The 17,850-nt window shown below is 51.3% G+C and carries 19 protein-coding genes; 12 read left to right on the top strand and 7 right to left on the bottom strand.

Features of this window, described 5'->3' with window-relative positions; translation table 11 throughout:
* Positions 1–59 precede the first annotated feature (59 nt).
* The gene (locus GS601_RS23490; protein ID WP_274381923.1) at positions 60–188 is read right to left on the bottom strand and encodes a hypothetical protein; all 129 of its coding nucleotides are present in this window, start codon (positions 186–188) and stop codon (positions 60–62) included.
* 174 nt (positions 189–362) lie between these two features.
* Here GS601_RS23490 and GS601_RS02525 point away from each other — a divergent pair, with 174 nt between their 5' ends.
* Positions 363–1,085 carry an MBL fold metallo-hydrolase gene (locus tag GS601_RS02525; RefSeq protein WP_338016945.1) on the top strand — a complete coding sequence of 241 codons (723 nt, stop codon included), beginning with the start codon at positions 363–365 and terminating at the stop codon, positions 1,083–1,085.
* 51 nt (positions 1,086–1,136) lie between these two features.
* Here the strand turns inward: GS601_RS02525 and GS601_RS02520 are convergent, their stop codons facing one another.
* The gene (locus GS601_RS02520) at positions 1,137–1,868 is read right to left on the bottom strand and encodes a Crp/Fnr family transcriptional regulator (RefSeq protein ID WP_338016944.1); all 732 of its coding nucleotides are present in this window, start codon (positions 1,866–1,868) and stop codon (positions 1,137–1,139) included.
* Between the two features lie 458 nt (positions 1,869–2,326).
* On the opposite strand from GS601_RS02520, the gene GS601_RS02515 reads away from it, so the two are divergent.
* The 3 genes from GS601_RS02515 to pgsA all read left to right on the top strand — a co-directional run bounded on the left by GS601_RS02515 (position 2,327) and on the right by pgsA (position 5,075).
* Entirely contained in the window at positions 2,327–3,556 is a 1,230-nt protein-coding gene (locus tag GS601_RS02515) for a hypothetical protein (RefSeq protein ID WP_162421676.1), read from the top strand.
* A gap of 184 nt (positions 3,557–3,740) precedes the next feature.
* Positions 3,741–4,445 (top strand): sugar transferase, encoded by a 705-nt coding sequence (locus GS601_RS02510; RefSeq protein WP_338016943.1) that lies wholly within the window; start codon positions 3,741–3,743, stop codon positions 4,443–4,445.
* Positions 4,446–4,526: 81 nt separating this feature from the next.
* Positions 4,527–5,075 (top strand): CDP-diacylglycerol--glycerol-3-phosphate 3-phosphatidyltransferase, encoded by a 549-nt coding sequence (gene pgsA, locus GS601_RS02505; protein WP_338016942.1) that lies wholly within the window; start codon positions 4,527–4,529, stop codon positions 5,073–5,075.
* Here the strand turns inward: pgsA and GS601_RS02500 are convergent.
* On the bottom strand, positions 5,067–6,128 hold the full coding sequence (locus tag GS601_RS02500) for a ChaN family lipoprotein (protein WP_338016941.1): 1,062 nt from the start codon (positions 6,126–6,128) through the stop codon (positions 5,067–5,069). The two genes, pgsA and GS601_RS02500, sit on opposite strands and share 9 nt — an antisense overlap.
* A 46-nt stretch (positions 6,129–6,174) precedes the next feature.
* On the opposite strand from GS601_RS02500, the gene GS601_RS02495 reads away from it, so the two are divergent.
* Together GS601_RS02495 and GS601_RS02490 are read left to right on the top strand one after the other, a co-directional pair.
* Entirely contained in the window at positions 6,175–6,477 is a 303-nt protein-coding gene (locus GS601_RS02495) for a hypothetical protein (RefSeq protein WP_162421675.1), read from the top strand.
* 147 nt (positions 6,478–6,624) lie between these two features.
* The gene (locus tag GS601_RS02490; protein ID WP_162421674.1) at positions 6,625–7,941 is read left to right on the top strand and encodes a homoserine dehydrogenase; all 1,317 of its coding nucleotides are present in this window, start codon (positions 6,625–6,627) and stop codon (positions 7,939–7,941) included.
* 46 nt (positions 7,942–7,987) lie between these two features.
* On the opposite strand, the gene GS601_RS02485 is transcribed toward GS601_RS02490, so the two are convergent.
* Complete coding sequence (locus GS601_RS02485; protein WP_162421673.1) at positions 7,988–9,499, bottom strand: UbiD family decarboxylase; 1,512 nt, start codon at positions 9,497–9,499, stop codon at positions 7,988–7,990.
* Positions 9,500–9,655: 156 nt separating this feature from the next.
* Here GS601_RS02485 and GS601_RS02480 point away from each other — a divergent pair, with 156 nt between their 5' ends.
* On the top strand, positions 9,656–10,450 hold the full coding sequence (locus tag GS601_RS02480; RefSeq protein ID WP_162421672.1) for a hypothetical protein: 795 nt from the start codon (positions 9,656–9,658) through the stop codon (positions 10,448–10,450).
* A 60-nt stretch (positions 10,451–10,510) separates the two neighbouring features.
* Here the strand turns inward: GS601_RS02480 and GS601_RS02475 are convergent, their stop codons facing one another.
* Entirely contained in the window at positions 10,511–11,428 is a 918-nt protein-coding gene (locus GS601_RS02475; protein WP_162421671.1) for a helix-turn-helix domain-containing protein, read from the bottom strand.
* A gap of 526 nt (positions 11,429–11,954) precedes the next feature.
* Here GS601_RS02475 and hppD point away from each other — a divergent pair.
* On the top strand, positions 11,955–13,094 hold the full coding sequence (gene hppD, locus GS601_RS02470; protein WP_162421670.1) for a 4-hydroxyphenylpyruvate dioxygenase: 1,140 nt from the start codon (positions 11,955–11,957) through the stop codon (positions 13,092–13,094).
* Positions 13,095–13,140: 46 nt separating this feature from the next.
* Positions 13,141–13,635 (top strand): SAM-dependent methyltransferase, encoded by a 495-nt coding sequence (locus GS601_RS02465; protein ID WP_162421669.1) that lies wholly within the window; start codon positions 13,141–13,143, stop codon positions 13,633–13,635.
* A gap of 5 nt (positions 13,636–13,640) precedes the next feature.
* Here the strand turns inward: GS601_RS02465 and GS601_RS02460 are convergent, their stop codons facing one another.
* On the bottom strand, positions 13,641–14,390 hold the full coding sequence (locus GS601_RS02460; RefSeq protein WP_162421668.1) for an RNA methyltransferase: 750 nt from the start codon (positions 14,388–14,390) through the stop codon (positions 13,641–13,643).
* A 107-nt stretch (positions 14,391–14,497) separates the two neighbouring features.
* Between GS601_RS02460 and GS601_RS23485 the strand changes: the two genes are divergently transcribed.
* The 3 genes from GS601_RS23485 (at position 14,498) to GS601_RS02445 (ending at position 16,339) form a co-directional block, all read left to right on the top strand.
* Positions 14,498–14,665: a DUF2256 domain-containing protein gene (locus GS601_RS23485; protein WP_162421667.1), complete on the top strand. Its 168-nt coding sequence runs from the start codon at positions 14,498–14,500 to the stop codon at positions 14,663–14,665.
* Positions 14,662–15,312 carry a Uma2 family endonuclease gene (locus tag GS601_RS02450; RefSeq protein ID WP_238392926.1) on the top strand — a complete coding sequence of 217 codons (651 nt, stop codon included), beginning with the start codon at positions 14,662–14,664 and terminating at the stop codon, positions 15,310–15,312. The genes GS601_RS23485 and GS601_RS02450 overlap by 4 nt, the downstream gene beginning before the upstream one ends.
* 76 nt (positions 15,313–15,388) lie before the next feature.
* Positions 15,389–16,339 carry an isoaspartyl peptidase/L-asparaginase gene (locus tag GS601_RS02445; protein ID WP_162421666.1) on the top strand — a complete coding sequence of 317 codons (951 nt, stop codon included), beginning with the start codon at positions 15,389–15,391 and terminating at the stop codon, positions 16,337–16,339.
* Between the two features lie 53 nt (positions 16,340–16,392).
* Here GS601_RS02445 and glmU read toward each other — a convergent pair whose 3' ends face one another.
* Positions 16,393–17,751, bottom strand: coding sequence for a bifunctional UDP-N-acetylglucosamine diphosphorylase/glucosamine-1-phosphate N-acetyltransferase GlmU (gene glmU / locus GS601_RS02440; RefSeq protein WP_162421665.1), 1,359 nt, complete (start codon positions 17,749–17,751; stop codon positions 16,393–16,395).
* Positions 17,752–17,850 lie beyond the last annotated feature (99 nt).

Genomic DNA, 17,850 nt, shown 5'->3' with positions numbered 1-17,850 from the left:
ATGCAATGGATTGGCTCAACATGAGGCTTTGAAGAAACGTTGCAACCCCTGCAAAGATCCTAAACCATAGCATTCAACAGGTTGGCTACCCGTTGACGCTGCAAGGTTTGCAGATCAAAACCAATTATTTTACTTGATTGACAAATCTTTTTTGCCGCGATCGCAAACCAGATCGAAGACGTCGCCACTCCTTCTCCTGCGTCAGGCAATTCGCTACGATGATCCTAGAAGCACTGTTGTCACCCACCTTTTATCCATTTCATCTGCTAGCCAATCTGCTACTACGGGAAATAATCTGGCACAATCAAGGCTTGATCGGCTCCTTGAGAAGACCGTTCTGCAATCCTTTACCTGTTCCTGCTGTGTCCTCTTCCCCTCCACTGCCCAAGCAACCCCGTCTTGTTTTAGATGAATTCGAGCAATCCTTTGGAACTTCGCGAGGCGAATCGTGCTCTCACCCTATTTTTGCGTTTCCTCCCAATCGGGACACGCTAGGAGGAACCGCTTATCTCATTGTAGAAAAAGCAGGAAATATTCTGATCGATTGTCCGGCGTGGGATGAGCCAAATCAGCAGTTTTTGCAGACCCAAGGCGGAGTGCGATCGCTCTTTCTGACCCATCGGGGTGGGATCGGCAAAGTCGGCAAGATTCAAGACGCCTTCAAGTGCGACATTTTGATTCAAGAACAAGAAGCTTACCTGCTGCCAGGGCGATCGCTAACCTCCTTCCAGCACGAGTTTTCGCTAAACTCTCATACTCGTGCCATCTGGACTGCGGGGCACTCTCCCGGCTCGTCTTGTTTGTATCTGGGCACATGCGGCGGTGTGCTGTTTTCTGGGCGGCATCTGTTGCCCGATCGCCAAGGCAAGCCTGTAGCGCTCAGAACGGCAAAAACGTTTCACTGGAAACGGCAAATTCGCCAGGTGCGATCGCTGCTCGACCAATTTACCCCAGACACACTGCGTTTCATCTGCCCAGGCGCAAGCATTGGCTTTTTGAGAGGACAATCTAAGATCGACAATGCCTATGAAAAGCTGGCTCAGCTTGATCTAGAGACATGCCTTTCGACGCAGCCATTGCTCTAAAACCGGCCAGGGCAAGGGTTGGCGCGATCGCACCATGGTTAAAATCATCGGTTAAATCATCATCCGCTCTAGCGCGTGAGCATCGGGAATGCAAAGCACCTCGCGATCGCGCACAATCAAGCCTTTCTTTTCGAGTTTGCTGAGCACCCGAGTGACCGTTTCTCGCGCCAGTCCGCTGAGGCTACTCAGTTCGCGATGGGGCAAATTGGGGATCTCTGTGCCCTTTTCGCTGCGCTTGCCTTGACCCTCGGCTAAAAACAGTAGAATGTCAGCCACTCGTGATGTACTATCCGACTCCCGCAGTCGCAATCGCCGGTTAACCTGTCGAAGTCGTCGCGCCATTAGCTGAGAGAGCCGAATTCCAGACTGGGGTTCTGTGTTGAGAAGTTGCACAAAATCTTGAGCCGGCATATTGCCGATCACAGTAGGAGCCAGCGTGATCACGTCGGTCGAGCGGGGTACTTCGTCTAAGGGGGCCATCTCTCCAAATAATTCTCCTTTCCCCAAAATATTCAGCGTAACTTCTTTCCCGTCTAGGTTATACGTCCGAATTTTCACCCACCCGTTGAGAATGAAATAAACCGAAGTGCCCCAATCGTTTTCCAGCAAAATGACCTGGTTTGCAGGGTGCGATCTCAACACAACATGTGCGATCGCGCGTTCCACTACGGCATCAGGCAACCCCTCAAAAAAGGGAGCCGTACGAATCGATGCACTGACACTAGGATCACGGAGGTTATGCCAATCTTCCATTGGGACGGGGTTCTGAAACGATGTAGTCATTTCAAAGGAGTAGGTGTTCTATCGGGCGTTAACCGACTTTCTAAAAACTACCGATGTACTCTCAGCATTCCCTGAATCTAGGAAAACCGCAACGCGACACCAACTTCCTTGCATTCTATTGGTGCCATTTTAGACGGTCTTTAGAATCGAGTACGATTTTGAGGGCTAGGGTTTACGTAATGACACGTTTCTCTATGTCGGCAATTTAGTCGCGATCGACCTCGTTCGGGGAAAGACTCTGTATCCTAGAAACAATCTAATCTCCGTTTTTCAAGAGCGGGGTACCTATCATCCTGGGTTAAGATCCTGGGTGAAGTTGAGAGAGAAAGACTTCTCAGTTAGGCAACAGTGTCATCCTATTCTACGTATAAACAAATCGTTCATAACTAAACGATTTCGTGGGTCAAAGACCTCTACCCCATCGGGTTTTGTCAACTTTTTTAGCAAGGATTTTTGTTGTGACTGCTCAGAAAGACCAAATTCAAGCGCTCATTCGAGATGTCGATCGCGTCCTCCAACAACCTAGCCCAAAGTTTGCGTGGGGAACGGGGTCTCATACCGAACAACTGCGGCAAGTATTGAAACGGGTACGCCATTTTCTGCATCAATCGCTGATCAAACCGATTCCCACCCTAAATCTGCCACCAGCACTGGTCTCCAGCGAAAACGCCCAAGATGTCATGCAGTCTGTTGTACAGGAAATGCAAGAAATGCGATTAGGCGTGCTGCGACCCCTGCATAACGAGGTGTCTGCTTTAATGCAGCAACGCACGGCATTACTTCGCGAAATTCGGCAGCTTGAAACGCAGCGAAATGAGGTTCTCGAAGCACAAACCCGGACGCAAACCGCGCCTGCGGCGACAGAGACAATCGAGCAGTTGGGCTTGGTTCACGATCGGGCGGATCAAGTGCTCACCAGTTTAGACACCACCTTGCGCGTTGTATTCGATGCGCTGCAACGCGATATGCAAGCTTATCAAGATTCCTTATCTCAGGGTCTTGACAATCTACACACCCTGGGTCGGCAGAGCGAAGTTATGTTTTCAGGGCTGGTAGGGCGTCTAGCTGAGCAATTAGGACGGGATGCCTCCTCATACTTACGTCCGGGCGAGTTTCCCGATTCGGAGGATCTGCATTCCCTGGCAGAGGCTAGCTCTTCTCTAGAAGGCAACGATGCCCCAGCAGTATTGCACAGAGAACCAGAGCCAGCTTCACCAAAACCGCCTGCTAGAGAACGCAGCATTGCCTTGCCCTATGCCGGAACCGAACTTCCCCCTGAGGCAGCATTCGGGCGCGTGTCTCCTAGTTCTTCAAACTCGATTCACACTTTGACCGAGCTAATCGATCAGGTGACTGTCAGCCCAGCCTCTTTTCACCGTCAGCCCAACGATACACCGGTGGTCTATTCTGTGACCCCACCAGAGCAAACTTTGGGCACAACTCCAGCCCACATTACCCCTCTAGAGCATCGCCCATCTCAATCTACAGACCGCTTATCCTCCTCGCCTCCTCTCTCACCAGCAGCATCCCCGCTACCGGCACCAACCCCGTCTATCCCAAAAGAGGCTCAGTCTATCTTCTCTTTGGAAGGGTTAGGCGACGATTTGTTTGTCGAAGACGATGATCTGTTTGTCGAAGACAACGATTTGTTTGAAGACGATGATCTGTTTGAGTCAGACAAGCCGTAGGGAACACACCGTCTATACAAAGCACGCCAGAAATCGTCACCCTCCTCAACAAAATACCTGAACTTTATATAACCCAGAGACACTTAGAAGATTAGGCAAACGAAGCCCGTTCTCGTAACGCAGAACCGCTGGAGGCGCATATATTAGCGGATGAGATCAAGATTGAATAGAGCAGCCTAATTCTGTGATTACTACCCCATCCTTCTATCCTCCTACCTTGCGCGAACGTGCCCAGGACGCAGACCTAGTTCGTCCAAAAATTTTTATTGTTGATGAAGCCCCTCATCCTGCTGTTTATAGTAAGTTAAAGCGCCTGATGGATGTTACAGGTGCTTTGGTTGGGCTAGCGATCACCGCGATCGTAGTCGTACCTATTGCGATCGCGATTCAACTCGATAATCCCGGTTCGGTGTTCTATAGCCAAACCCGCTGCGGCTTTGATGGCAAGCCCTTCCGCATCTGGAAGTTTCGCTCGATGATTACCAATGCTGAGCAGTTGCAGCATACCGTCAAGAATGAAGCGAAGGGCAATATTTTCAAGAGCAAAGATGACCCGCGAATCACTCGCGTTGGCAAGTTTTTGCGGCGCACTAGTCTAGATGAGCTACCGCAATTTTGGAATGTTTTGCAGGGAGACATGAGCCTAGTGGGGACTCGTCCCCCAACAGTGGATGAGGTCAATCAATACACTGCTCGGCACTGGCGGCGCTTGAAGGTTAAACCGGGAATTACCGGCGAGTGGCAAACGAACGGGCGTTCTACTATCTCTAATTTTGAAGATATTGTTGAGATGGATTTAGACTATCAGCGCAAATGGTCTATTGGATATGACTTGCAGTTGATTTTTAAAACGGTTCAGGTTGTTTTAAAGAAGCATGGTGCCTGCTAAATAAAGTTTTTCTGATGTTTGGGGTGCTCCTTGAGCTTTCTAGAATTGGGATCGTCCGGGTGGATTGTCCCAATTTTTTTTATGCTGGAGGATGCTGTTTGCGCGAATGCCATGAACCTGCCCACTTGGATTACAGTATCTCGTCTCCTTGGTGTTCCGATTTTGCTGTACGGTCTACAGGCTCCAAGCGTAGAAGCTCGCTGGAGTATGGTTGCTGTGTTTTTGTTGGCAGCCGGGACAGACTGGCTAGATGGCTACCTTGCCCGAACGCTTGACCAAGTGACCGATTTAGGGAAGTTCCTTGATCCGTTGGTGGACAAACTGTTGGTGTTAGCGCCACTTGTGGCTTTGGTAGAGCTAGGACAGATCCCGGCGTGGGGGGCGTTTTTGATTTTGGCGCGAGAATTAACGATCGCAGGCTGGCGAGTTGATTCCAACCTCCAGCGATCGGTGCAAGGGGCAAATGGGTGGGGCAAGCTCAAGACTGTGAGTCAAATTGTTGCGATCGCCCTACTGATTGCTCCGCTCTCTCAGTCTTGGCAGTTCTTTAGCCTGGTCGCCTTTTGGATTTCTGTTGCGCTCACTTGGGTTTCAGGAGCAATTTACTTGCTTCCTCAAAAGTCAGGATGATTGATTCCAGAAATAATCAGCAGCAGGTCGATCGGTTTCAGCTTGAATCTCTTTTGGCGGATTGATCAGAACGACGGATTGGGTCACCTTCTTGTTCTGCCGCCGCGCTACTCGATTGGGAATGCCATCCCCATAGAGGAGATGCCCCTGCCCAACCAGAACGATCACTTGGGTGTTAGGATTTGCGCTTAGAAACTGGCTGATGCGCTCTGCCATGGTTTCGTCCCACAGCACCTGCGCTTGAAAAAATGTCTCAAACTGACGGCTGTTACTTTTGCCCTGATGAATTTCTGCATAAATTTGCCGGATTCGCTCACGGTAGGAGTCCGGTTCTGTCCGAATTGCAGAGAGCGGCGGGATGAATCGTCGATCGGAGAAGGTCAGACTTTGAAGCCCCGATCGGGCTACTTTTCGAGTCACTTCTGAGGGTGTATTGAGCGCAATCAGAAGCAGAAAATTTTGTTTGGAAAATCGCAAAATTGGGGCGTAATACTCCCAAGGGTAGCCCCATCGTTTCTCATACTCGCTCAATTGCTGAAGCGTTGATTCGCTGATGGTTCCAGCAAGGTAGCGATCGAGAACTGACTGATAGGGACGTTGAAACATTTCTAGCGCGATCGCAGTTGGTTTTTTTACAGAGGTCGGAAAGTTGGATCTCAGGTTGTACAGCGCTTGAATGATGGCTAGCTGAGCGCGATGATCTACTTCGCTATCATGGGTTTCACCTAAATACACAACGTTGCGTTGCGCTAACTCTTGGAGCACCGTTTGTGGGTTGAGCGTTGTTGCATTAGGAGCACTGACCGAAACTTGAGCCGGTTCAGGCTGGGCGGCTACGGGAGGAACCCACAGCGACAAAAAGCCAATTGCCAAAAAGCTGATCGACCATGCACAGAGAAAAAGGTGCGATCGCGACATCGGCACGGTAGGGTTTGAGACGGTAGGGTTTGAGACCGTGGGTTTTGCGGTATTCAACGATTTTTTGCCTGCTGATTCTGCCTTTTGATAAGTGATCCTATACCCGATGAAGGAATCGTAGAGTAGGGATGCCACGCTAGTGTTATGGACATGAAATCGCTATCCTTGTCAAAAAAATACCATGAGTGAGTCATCTGATCCCAGAGCCGCGCAGCCTGGAAAAGGAGCCGCAGGCGACCAATGGGCTGTGCAGACTGCCCAACCTACTGACGTCAATCCGCCCGATGAGCGCATCCCTTCTGGCGTAAACGTTGAGCGCAACAAAGAGCAGCTTAAAGCCGCTGCTCAGCAGGAGGAAGGTACTGATCTAAAAACAACAGATGGTTACGTCATCACGGAATCAGGGCAGATCAATAATTTTGCAGTTGAGCCGCCCATGTATTACGAAGATAAGGGCGGCGATCGTGCTGATCTTCAAGATTAAGTGGTAAGTTCTGTAAGTTTGGTTTGAGCGGGTTGCGAAGGCAAGTCGCTTTTTTATTGACGGGGTTTCCCGATCAGGCTCTAGAGGATTCGTTGAGGGGGCGGAAAGTCCCATAGAATTGAAGAGCAGTCGTGATGGGGAAAAGCCGTGGCGTTTAAGGTCGGTTTACTGGGATTGGGGACGGTTGGCGTCGGAACGGTCGAGATTTTGCAGAACCCGGCGCAGCGTCATCCGTTGCTGCAAGATGTGGTGATTCACAAAGTTGGAGTGAGATCGCTAGATAAATCCCGCAGCATCACGGTTCCAACCGACAGCCTCACCACTGATTTAGAGTCGATTGTTACGGATCCAGACATTGATATTGTGGTGGAAGTGATCGGCGGGTTGGAGCCTGCGCGATCGCTGATGCTCAAGGCAATTGAGCATGGTAAACATGTCGTGACGGCAAACAAAGCCGCGATCGCACGATTTGGTGATGAAATTTTCACCGCAGCCGCCGAAGCGGGCGTCTATGTTTTACTCGAAGCGGCGGTAGGGGGCGGAATTCCGGTGATTGAGCCGTTGAAACAGTCTCTTTGTGCCAACCGTCTTAATACGGTTATCGGCATCATCAATGGCACAACGAACTATATTTTGACGCGGATGCAGCTTGAAGGCGGCGATTTTGCTGACATTTTGGCAGATGCCCAGACGTTGGGATATGCCGAAGCTGATCCAACCGCAGATATTGATGGTTTAGATGCTGCCGACAAGATCGCAATTTTGGCGGCTTTGTCGTTTGGGGGGCGGATTAAGCTGCCTGATGTGCACTGTGAAGGAATTCGGCACGTTAGCGCTGTGGAAATTGCCTACGCTGAGAAACTGGGGTTTGTGATTAAGCTCCTCGCGATCGCCCGACGAGCCTCTGAGACAACCGACCAGCTTGAAGTCAGAGTGCATCCAACCTTGGTACCAAAATCGCATCCCCTTGCCAGTGTGAACGATGTTTACAACGCAATTTTGATCGAAGGCGATCCGATCGGGCAGGTGATGTTTTTTGGGCGGGGAGCAGGGGCAGGACCCACCGCGAGTGCTGTGGTGTCAGATATTCTCAACATTGCAGCGCTGCTGACGATCGGGCATGGAGAGGCAAAGCAGGTAGACGGCAAACCGTTGCTCGATCCGTTGCTGGCGTGTTCTCATCAGCACTACTGCGCGATCGCGCCGATGGCAGATTTGGTCACTCGCTTTTACGCCCGCTTTCTCACGAAGGATTATCCGGGCGTGATTGGCAAGTTGGGCACTTGCTTTGGGGATCATGATGTGAGCCTCGAATCAGTGGTGCAAGCAGGCATGAGAGATGGTTTCGCAGAAATTGTGGTGGTCACCCACGATGTCCGCGAAGGCAACTTCCGCACGGCGCTAGAGGAAATTCAGGCACTACCAACGATTGCGACGGTAGCCAGCGTTCTACGGGTTTTATAGGTTTGCGGGGTTACAAAGCGCGATCGTTGCCGAAGCATGGTGGGGCTTACTTCATGTCGTAGCCAAACAAATTAGGATCAACTTCGCCGAGTTTGAGATCTGCAAGTCCATATTCTGCCCACCGGCGATCCACAAGGCTTGCCATATCAGGATCAGAGCGCAACGGCTCTCCCCACACCCGATCGGTTTCTGGATAAACCTTTGTGGTCGCATCGATTCCCATGCGGCTGCCCAGACCGGGTTTCTCGGTCGCAAAGTCTAGGGAATCGAAGGGGTTGTCTGGCAGAATAAACACATCCCGTGCAGGATCGACTTTTGACGTAATCGCCCACACCACGGATCGCGGATCGCGGATATTAATATCTTGGTCAACCACGATGACAAATTTGGTGTAGGTAAACTGCGGCAAAGCGCTCCAAAACGCGAGAGCAGCGCGGCGTGCTTGTCCGGGATAGGCTTTGTCGATGGAAATTACGGCGGCTTTGTAGCTCAACGCTTCCATCGGCAAGAAAAAGTCGATGATCTCTGGAACTTGCTGCCTGAGAATGGGGGTGTAGATCCGGTTGAGCGCGATCGCCATCATGGCATCTTCTTTGGGCGGACGACCGCTAAACGTGGTGAGATAGATCGGATGCTTGCGATGGGTGAGGCAATGGAACCGAATCAACGGCGCGTTCTGGTTTGCGCCGCCGTAGTAGCCCATGTGATCGCCTGCCGGACCATCGACTCCCGTTTCGCCAGGGGTAATCGTGCCTTCAAACACCATTTCCGAATCGGCAGGCACTTCGAGATCCAACGTTTTGCACTGGGTTAAATGCACACCCGTACCGCCGTAGATGCCAGCAAAAAGCCATTCTGAAAGGTCGATGGGGAGCGGAGTTGCTGCTGCCATAATGACTAGGGGATCGACACCCAGCGCGATCGCAACGTCTAGTTTTTCTCCTCGCTCTGCGGCTTTTCGTAAATGCCGCGTTGCCCCCCGCACCGACAGCCATTGCACCGTCATCGTATTTTTAGACTGCAACTGCAAGCGATAGACGCCAACATTGGGAACTTTCGTTTCAGGGTCTTTGGTGATCATCAACCCCAACGTCACCACTTTGTCAGCATCGCCAGGATAAACCCGCAGGAAAGGCAAGGTGGTTAAATCGATCTCGTCATCTTTGAGAACAATCTGATGGCAAGGAGGAAAGAAATCGTTACTTGGTTTCGCTTTCAGCACATCGAACAAAACTTTGCCTAACTCGATGGCTTGAGAAATCTTTTTCGGCGGGCGCGGCTGATACAACAGTGCCAACTTCTTCCCCAACCCCTCAAGTTCGTCTGGGGCTTCCATATTCATCGCCAAACACACTCGCTGCACGGTGCCCATCAAATTAACAGCGACCGGATAGGGCGACCCCTTGACGTTTTCAAACAGCAAGCCCGGACCACCCCGCCGCAGCATGCGGTTTGCAATTTCAGCGATCTCTAGATCGGGATCGACCAAGGCACTGATGCGACGCAGTTGTCCCCGTTCTTCTAGCTGTTTAATAAATCCTCGCAGGTCTCTCGGCATGATGAAGCAATGTAATGATCTCTCTTTCCATTATGAAGGGGAGGATGCCTCCTGCACCGCTCGACAGACCGGAAGAAGGGTCTAGAAGTTCTCAAGGTAGCCCGTCCCAAAATCTGGGGAACGTTAACCTAGTGCAGCGTCCCTTGCCCCTTGCCCATGGCTACTCAAAGAATTTCCCTCGAAGCCCTTCAGAAAATTCGGCAGCACATCAAACGTGCGATCGTCCTGTCAGAGTCTGAAAACCATCCGAAGCCGTGGTCTAAGACTGTAGAAGAACCGCCCAAACCCGAATCGCTAGATGGCTTGGGAGATTTGTTTCATTTTGGCAGTATTCCAGAAGAAACGCTCCAGATCCCTAACGAGCAGGGGCAGTGGTTTATCAGCGCTAGCAATCCTGGTACAGTGTTGATGAAACTGCCCGGATTGGGGCTTAAACCTGATTGGCGCTTGGTAATCTATCTGTATCGGATGGGCAACGACGGAACGAGCATCATGTGGGCAGTTCCAACCGCGTTGAGTAGGACGGCTGATTTACAGAACGCTCTTTCGACCTGCGGTGGACGGGACAACCCACCCCAACCCGAAGGCGCGCTGACCGATGTTATGGATGCGATCGCAGGAGACGGCTCTCCGATGTCGTTTGTGATTGCCTCGCTGGTACGCCGAGAATTCTCTGAGCTTGGTCGGTTAGGAAAATCGGCTCAGTGGACGCATCATCGCTTGATTGATGGGCTGCCACCGCAAGTGCCCTGGCAGTGGCGCAGCGAAGCACCTCAAGATTTATCGCCCAAGGTGCAGGTATTTCCCGATGGTAAAGTTGCGATCGAGTTTTTCACCTGCCGGGTGATCGCTCCGATCGCTGTATTTCAGCACGTCGATCACTATGGTGCCGAAACCTACAGGGCGAAAAGTTTAGATCGTAGCGTTGCGATCGCAAGGCAAGCGACCTGAGGGCAAAGCGTGGGAACGGACAGTCTATGGATTAGCCTTACGGGGTCTGCGTAAATTAGCTTATGGTGCCGTTGGCGGAAAATTGGTTGTTACAACATCACCAAGCGTTCCCAATACTTTGGCAGCACCATTGTTGTAAGACGCCGATACCGCGCCCGCATTTCCGGCGCTAACCACCACTTGATTGTTGCCTGACCAGGTTTTTTGAGTGCCTTTTGGCAGCGTCCCCTCAAACACAATTTCCCCATCTGTCTGAATCTCGACCCAGCTATCATCGGTGAGGCTCAGCTTGACGGATACCGGAGCCGTTGCCGCAGGAGCCGCCGTTGGACTTGCCGCCGTCGGTTGCTCCTGTAGCGCGCTTGCAGACCCTGGCGGGGATATCGGAGAGGGTTGAGCCGTTGTGCCAGAGACAGGCTTTATGCTTGTCGCAGGATTTTGGTTGGCGTCTGGGGGGGAGGTGAGCAATGAGGCTAAAAGCGCGATCGCACCGATGCCCGCGATGCCCCCTACAATCCACGGCAGCTTAGATGATAACCCTTCAGATTCAAACCCTGGAGGTTTGGGTGAAGTGGGGCGCTCGACCGGATCGGGTCGCTCGACTTTGAGGGAGGATGCTGGGATCGTCTCATCTGGCTGGGGCAGCTTTGGGACGAGGGTTTCGGGCACGGGGGGCGGGGCAACCGTCTTTAGAACATCCGGCGGGACGGGCGAAGCGTTGAGCGGAAACTCTTTAGAAATCGAGGTGCCATCAAGTCCTAAAAGATCGGCATAGCGACGAATGAATCCTTGGACAAATACAGGTTCGGGTAGCAAGTCCATCCGTCCTGCCTCGATCGCATTTAGTAGGCGCAATGGAATATAGGTTTTGGCAGCCACTTCTTGTAAGGAGACTGATCGATGTTGCCGTTCTTCGCTCAATCGATTGCCAATCTCTTTCAAATGCTCTGCCTGCGCCGACGTTTCTAGAAACTCCACAGTATTCCCCCTACGGCTTCACATCACGACAAGAGTACTCTAAGGTAGCCCTCACTATACCAGTCAAGAGTAGTCAGACATTAATCTGATGTGCCTTAATTTTGTGACAGGTTCAGTATGGTTGAAAGAGTGTAAAAAGACACAAGTTGGCTGCTAGATTAGGAAGACAGACCAGCAAATATATCTGGCAATGGTGCGGCATTTTAGGCAAAAATCTCCCTTTTTCAATTAGAGTTTGCAGTAAATCTAAGGGCAGGAAACGCTAAGATCTACCGATAGTTAGATCCAGATCATCAGATTGAGATCGATACATTCTGGCTCTATGGTTTTATCGGAAATTACTGAACTTCTAAATAGCGATGAATCGCTTAGGACAAAGCGTTAGCGCAATGCTTTAGGAAAATGATGCATTAGCCTAACATGAGTTGACATGAGTTGAATTGCGAATTCTTTCTTTGGGTTGACCTCGAACGGATGCGATCGCGGCAAAATCTACAGGCAGAGTGTTTGTGCGATACCAGATTTTATGCAGATTGACTACGTTCAGTTTTATGTAGACGATGCGCGATCATTACGAGATTGGTTCACTCAAGCCATGGGTTTTTGGGCAGTTAGCTCAGGAGGTGACACAAATACGCAACACGAGGTGATTAGAAGTGGTTCTATTCATTTTGTGCTGTCGTCTCCTAGAACAACCCATAGTCCAGTTCATCAGTTTTTACAGGCTCACCCTCCGGGCGTTGTAGACGTTGCTTTTCGGGTTTCTGATCTAGAGCAAGTGATGCACCGCGCTGTGACTCAGGGCGCACTAGTTTTGCAGCCCATTTGCCAGTTTAATCAGAGCCAGGGTCGCGGTAAGCAGGCAACCATTGCAGCTTGGGGAACGTTACAGCACACGTTGACCGAACGCACGGGAATGACCTCTGTATTTCCTCAAGGCGATTTACTAATTTCTAATGCGGAGTGTTACTCATTTAGCTTTGACTATTTTAACTCTGGTTACTTTAGTGAAATTGATCATATTGTTCTTAACGTTGCGATCGGTGATCTTAATGCTGCTGTTCGCTGGTATCGAGATGTTTTAGGCTTTGAAGCTCAGCAAAGGTTTGAGATTCAAACAAATTATTCTGGCTTGTGTAGCCGAGTGATGCAGCATCCCAAAACAGGAGTTCGATTTCCGATTAATGAGCCGAGTTCAGAAAGCTCTCAGATTCAGGAATTTTTAGACTTGAACCGGGGTGCAGGGGTGCAGCACATTGCTCTGCAAACCGAGAATTTGGTCAGTGTGGTGAGCGCCCTGCGTAACGCTGATGGAGCCACTGCCCTGCGCCAAGCTAGTGTCTCGTTTCTACAGGTTCCGCCGTGTTATTACGATCAGCTTCGGCAACGGGACGGCTTTTTGTTGACGCCGGATGAGTTAGATGCGATCGCAGATCAGCAAGTTTTAGTCGATTGGCAAGCCGACATGCCCGAAGCCATTTTGTTGCAAACGTTTACCCAACCCATTTTCCAGCAGCCTACCTTCTTTTTTGAACTGATTGAGCGACGGCAATACTGCATCGATCAGCAAATGCAGTACGCTCAGGGATTTGGCGAAGGAAACTTTCGGGCATTGTTTGAGGCGATCGAGCGAGAACAATTCAAGCGGGGTAGCCAGAAACGCTAAGATTGAACCCTGGTTCTGCATCTGCTCAGTCTAAACCTTATAAAATATGCTGCTCCGTAGACCTGATGTTGGGTTTATTCCGACGCCCGATGCGGCGATCGAAGCCATGCTGAGTTTGGCTGACGTTACCGCCTCCGATATCCTTTACGATTTGGGGAGCGGCGATGGTCGGATTTTGATTACAGCAGCGCAACGCTATGGAACGCGCGGGGTTGGCATTGATATCGATCCGGTGAGGGTTGCAGAAGCGCGATCGCACGGTGAAACAGCGGGGGTCTGCGATCGCGTGTCGTTTCACCAAGCTGATTTATTTGAAAGCGAGTTTCAGACCGCGACGATCGTCGTTTTGTACTTACTACCTCACCTCAACCTTAAGCTTCGCCCCCGCCTCTTGGATCAGTTGAAACCCGGAACTCAACTGCTTTCTCTAGATTTTGACATGGGCGATTGGCTGCCCGATCGGGTGATCAAGCTCGATACGCCTGACGAAGAATCAACCCTTTATTATTGGCGGGTTCCAGAGACTCTACCAAAAACCTGAGAGGTCTAGCTTTTGTTCTCTATTGCCCAATCGATCTGTCGCAAAATGCCGCGCAGCATGGCAACCTCTGGGTCAGACAGAGCGGCACGGTTAAACAAGCGACGAAACTTTTCCATCCGACTCGTTGCCGTGTGGGGGTAAAGATAGCCAATTTTTAGCAACACTGTTTCTAAATGCTGATAGTAGTCTTCCAAGGTATCGATCGCGGCGATCGCGTCCTCGGCAGGGGGAGATGAGACGGCAGATTGAACCGGGGCTTGCGTCAACTGGTAAAGCTCATAGCAGCACACAGCAACGGCTTGCGCCAAATTGAGAGAGGCATACTCCGAGCTAGAGGGAATGCAGACAAATCGCTGAGCGTAGTTCAAGGCTTCGTTGCTTAGCCCGTGTTCTTCTGAGCCAAAGATCAAGGCTGAGTGTTCGGTCGAAGGGGTGTTGAGCAGCCAGGGCAGGGCAGCTTTCGGCGGTTCGAGAGCAGTTGCGATCGCCCGCGTCCGGGTGGTGGTTGCGATCGCCCGATGACACCCGCTCAGCGCTTCCGGTAAACTCGCTGCGATCGTTGCCCCTTCCAAGACATCCGCCGCGTGGACTGCCATTCGCCGTGCCTCTTCAGAGGTGCGATCGCACTGAGGGTTCACCAACACGAGGTGACGCAATCCCATATTTTTCATAATGCGCGCGATCGAGCCAAGGTTTAGTGCTCCCGCAGGCTCAACCAAAACAATACGAACTCTCGATAAGGCAGTGTCGGACATAGGATTAGATCAGATTCAATTTTGAAGAAAACTTAGAATTAGGATTATCTAGCCTGAGTTCTAAGCTACCGCTTAACGATGACCAACGCCTACTCCACTTACTTTCTATGCCTCGCCATCGCGCAAAATCTGCCCTACCGACCAAAATCTGCCCTGTCTGCAATCTGCCCTTCACCTGGCGCAAAAAATGGGCAGATTGCTGGGACGACGTGAAATATTGCTCCGATCGCTGCCGCCGTCATAAATCACAAGCTACCCCAGGGGAAATGCCATGATGCAATCTCTATCTCAGTCACAAGACCAGCCGCAAGACCAGCCTCAGAAACTCACTTTCGACGAGTTTCTCGTGCAATATCCCGAAGACGGAGGACGATATGAACTTCATTACGGAGCAGTAGTAGAGATGCGCCCAATCGGTCCTCATGAGCAAGTTGGAGGATTTATTTCAGATCAGTTAACGCTCGAAATTTATCGATTAGGGCTACCCTACTTCATTCCTCGAAGCTGCTTGGTTAGACCCGTAGAAGAGTTTGAAGCGTACCTGCCTGACATTATTGTTCTCAACCGCGAAACGATCGGGGCTGATCCCTATTGGAAAAAAGCGTCCACGATTTCAACTGGGGCGTCTGCCAAACTTGCGATCGAGGTAGTCAGCACCAACTGGCGGGCTGATTATTCTAAAAAGCTAGCTGAGTACGAGTTGTTAGGAATTCCTGAATATTGGGTCGTCGATTATCGAGGGTTGGGCGCAAAACGGCTGATCGGATCTCCTAAAGAACCGACGGTTTCAGTGTATGTCCTGTCCGACGATGAGTACTCTGTCACGCTGTTTAAAGGGCAGGATGCGATCGCATCTCCAGCGTTTCCAGAGCTAAATATCACTGTCGCTCAACTGGTGCAAATGGGTGAGTCGGTGACTTGATCGGGCGAACGGATCGGTCAGCATGGTAAGCTCTTGACCGAAGATTTTGCTTAAATTTTGCTTAAAGAGGATTGCCATGTCAGCGAATCGTGTTCAGCCAAAACTGATCATTCATGGAGGAGCCGGAAGCTCGCTTAAAGGCAAAGGCGGCGCAGAAGCCGTGCGGCGATCGCTGTTTGCGGTGGTTGAGGAAGTTCACGCGCAGCTAGGGTTGGGCGTGGCAGCAACCGAAGCCGTGGTTTTAGGGTGTCAGCTTTTAGAAAACGATCCGCGCTTTAATGCTGGAACGGGTTCTGTGCTGCAATCCGACGGTCAGATTCGCATGAGCGCTTCCCTGATGGATGGGGCGAAACAAAGCTTTAGCGGCGTGATCAACACGTCTCGGATGAAAAATCCAATTGACCTAGCGGCATTTCTGCAAGATTCTAGCGATCGCGTGCTTTCCGAGTGTGGAGCGGCAGAGCTTCTGCGAGAACTCAACTTGCCGCTTTATGACCCTCTAACTGAAGTTCGCCTGCAAGAATGGATTCAAGAGCGGGCAGGCAATTTTGATAAAGCCATGGCAGGGGTGGTGGCTGAGCGAGAACTTGTGTCAGACGCAAGACGGGGCACGATCGGGGTAGTGGCACTCGATGCCCACGGGCAGATTGCTGCCGGTACGTCTACGGGCGGCAAGGGTTTTGAGCGGATCGGACGCGTCAGTGATTCGGCGATGCCTGCGGGAAATTATGCAACGGCTCAGGCGGGAGTGAGTTGCACCGGGATTGGGGAAGACATCATTGATGAATGCCTTGCCCCGCGCATCGTAATTCGGGTGACGGATGGGCAATCGCTCCAGGCTGCCATGCAAAAGTCGTTTTCTGAAGCGGGACAGCACCATCGAGATTTGGGCGCGATCGCGCTGGATGCCACCGGCGCGATCGCTTGGGGAAAAACCAGTGAAGTCTTGCTTGCTGCCTATCACAATGGCGAGGGTATGGGCGATACGCTCGATATGGCGATGGGTGTTCAGGTGGGCACCGCCTAGCCTTGCCTAACCTACCAGAAGCGCCAGCAGCAAACAGACTTGCGGGTAGCAGATCACAACTTCTCTTTTGGTCGCCATCCAGGTTTGACAGTTTGCCGCGATCGCGCGATCGCCAGACAATCATTTGGCACATCTTCGGTAATGGTGGAACCCGCTGCTGTGGTGACATCTTCACCGATGGTGAGCGGCGCAACCAGGGTATTATTAGACCCGATTTTGCTGCGATCGCCGATCGTGGTTCGGTGCTTGTTGACGCCATCATAATTAACCGTGATCGTTCCCGCGCCGATATTGACGCGATCGCCCAGCGTGGCATCCCCCACATAAGACAGGTGCGCCACGTTCGTCTTTTCGCCAAGCTGAGCATTTTTCAATTCCACAAAGTTGCCGATGCGGCATCCGGCTCCCACCTCGGCTTGACCCCGAATGTGGGCGTAAGGTCCCACCCGCGTTTCAGGGCGCACCACACTGTCAGAAACCACCGAAAACAGCACCGTCACATTTTCCCCAATGGTGCTATTTTCCACCAAACTTCCAGGCCCAATGCGGCTCCCAGCCTGAATCGTCGTTTTCCCGCGCAGATGGGTTTGCGGTTCGATCACCACGTTGGCATGAAGCAGGACAGAATCATCGATCGTGACACTTTGCGGATCAACGATCGTCACACCTTGCGCCATCCAATCATCTTTAATTCGCGTTTGAAGAACCGTGTACGACTCAGCAAGTTGCTTGCGATCGTTGATCCCCAAAATTTCCTGATAATCGTCTGCGTCAAACACTGTGACCGGGCTAAGAAGATTCACAGCCTCGGTTAGATAATATTCTTTTTGATCATTATTAGTGCTTAACTTTGGCAACACCTCCGCCAAATCTTTCCAGCGAAAGCAATACACCCCTGCATTTACCCGGTGATTTTGCCGTTGCTGTGGGGTGCAGTCGCGGTCTTCAATGATTGCCTGCAAATTTTGCTGACTGTCGCAAAACACCCGCCCATAGCCTTTAGGAGTGGGAAGATGCGCTGCCAAAATAGAGGCTGGATTGCCTTTTTCTCGATGGGTATTGAGAAATAATTCTAAGGTTTCAGGACGCAAGAGCGGAACATCGCCGTTGAGAATTAGCAGATCGTCATCCAGCCCTTCTAAATGGGGGAGCAGTTGTTGAATCGCGTGACCTGTGCCGAGTTGCTCGGTTTGCTCCACAAATTCAAGGGCTGCCGGATATTCTGCCAGAGCTTCGCGCACCCGATCACTCCGATAGCCCACAATCACCAGACGACGGGATGGCTTTAGCCCTGCCACACTGTCTAAAACCCGTTGCACTAGCGATCGTTGACCCAAAGGATGCAGTACTTTAGGCAAATCCGATTTCATCCGCGTGCCCCGCCCTGCTGCCAGAATTGCGACCGCTACCATAACGTCCTTCTGTGTCTAAACTCCAACGGAGTATACCGTGCCATCGGCATCCCTACACGCCCTTTTCCATGTCCCCACCTTATCCAAACAATATCCAAA

This window comes from Myxacorys almedinensis A (assembly GCF_010091945.1).
Lineage (GTDB): Bacteria > Cyanobacteriota > Cyanobacteriia > Leptolyngbyales > Leptolyngbyaceae > Myxacorys > Myxacorys almedinensis.
This window is presented reverse-complemented; position numbering and strand designations above follow the sequence as displayed.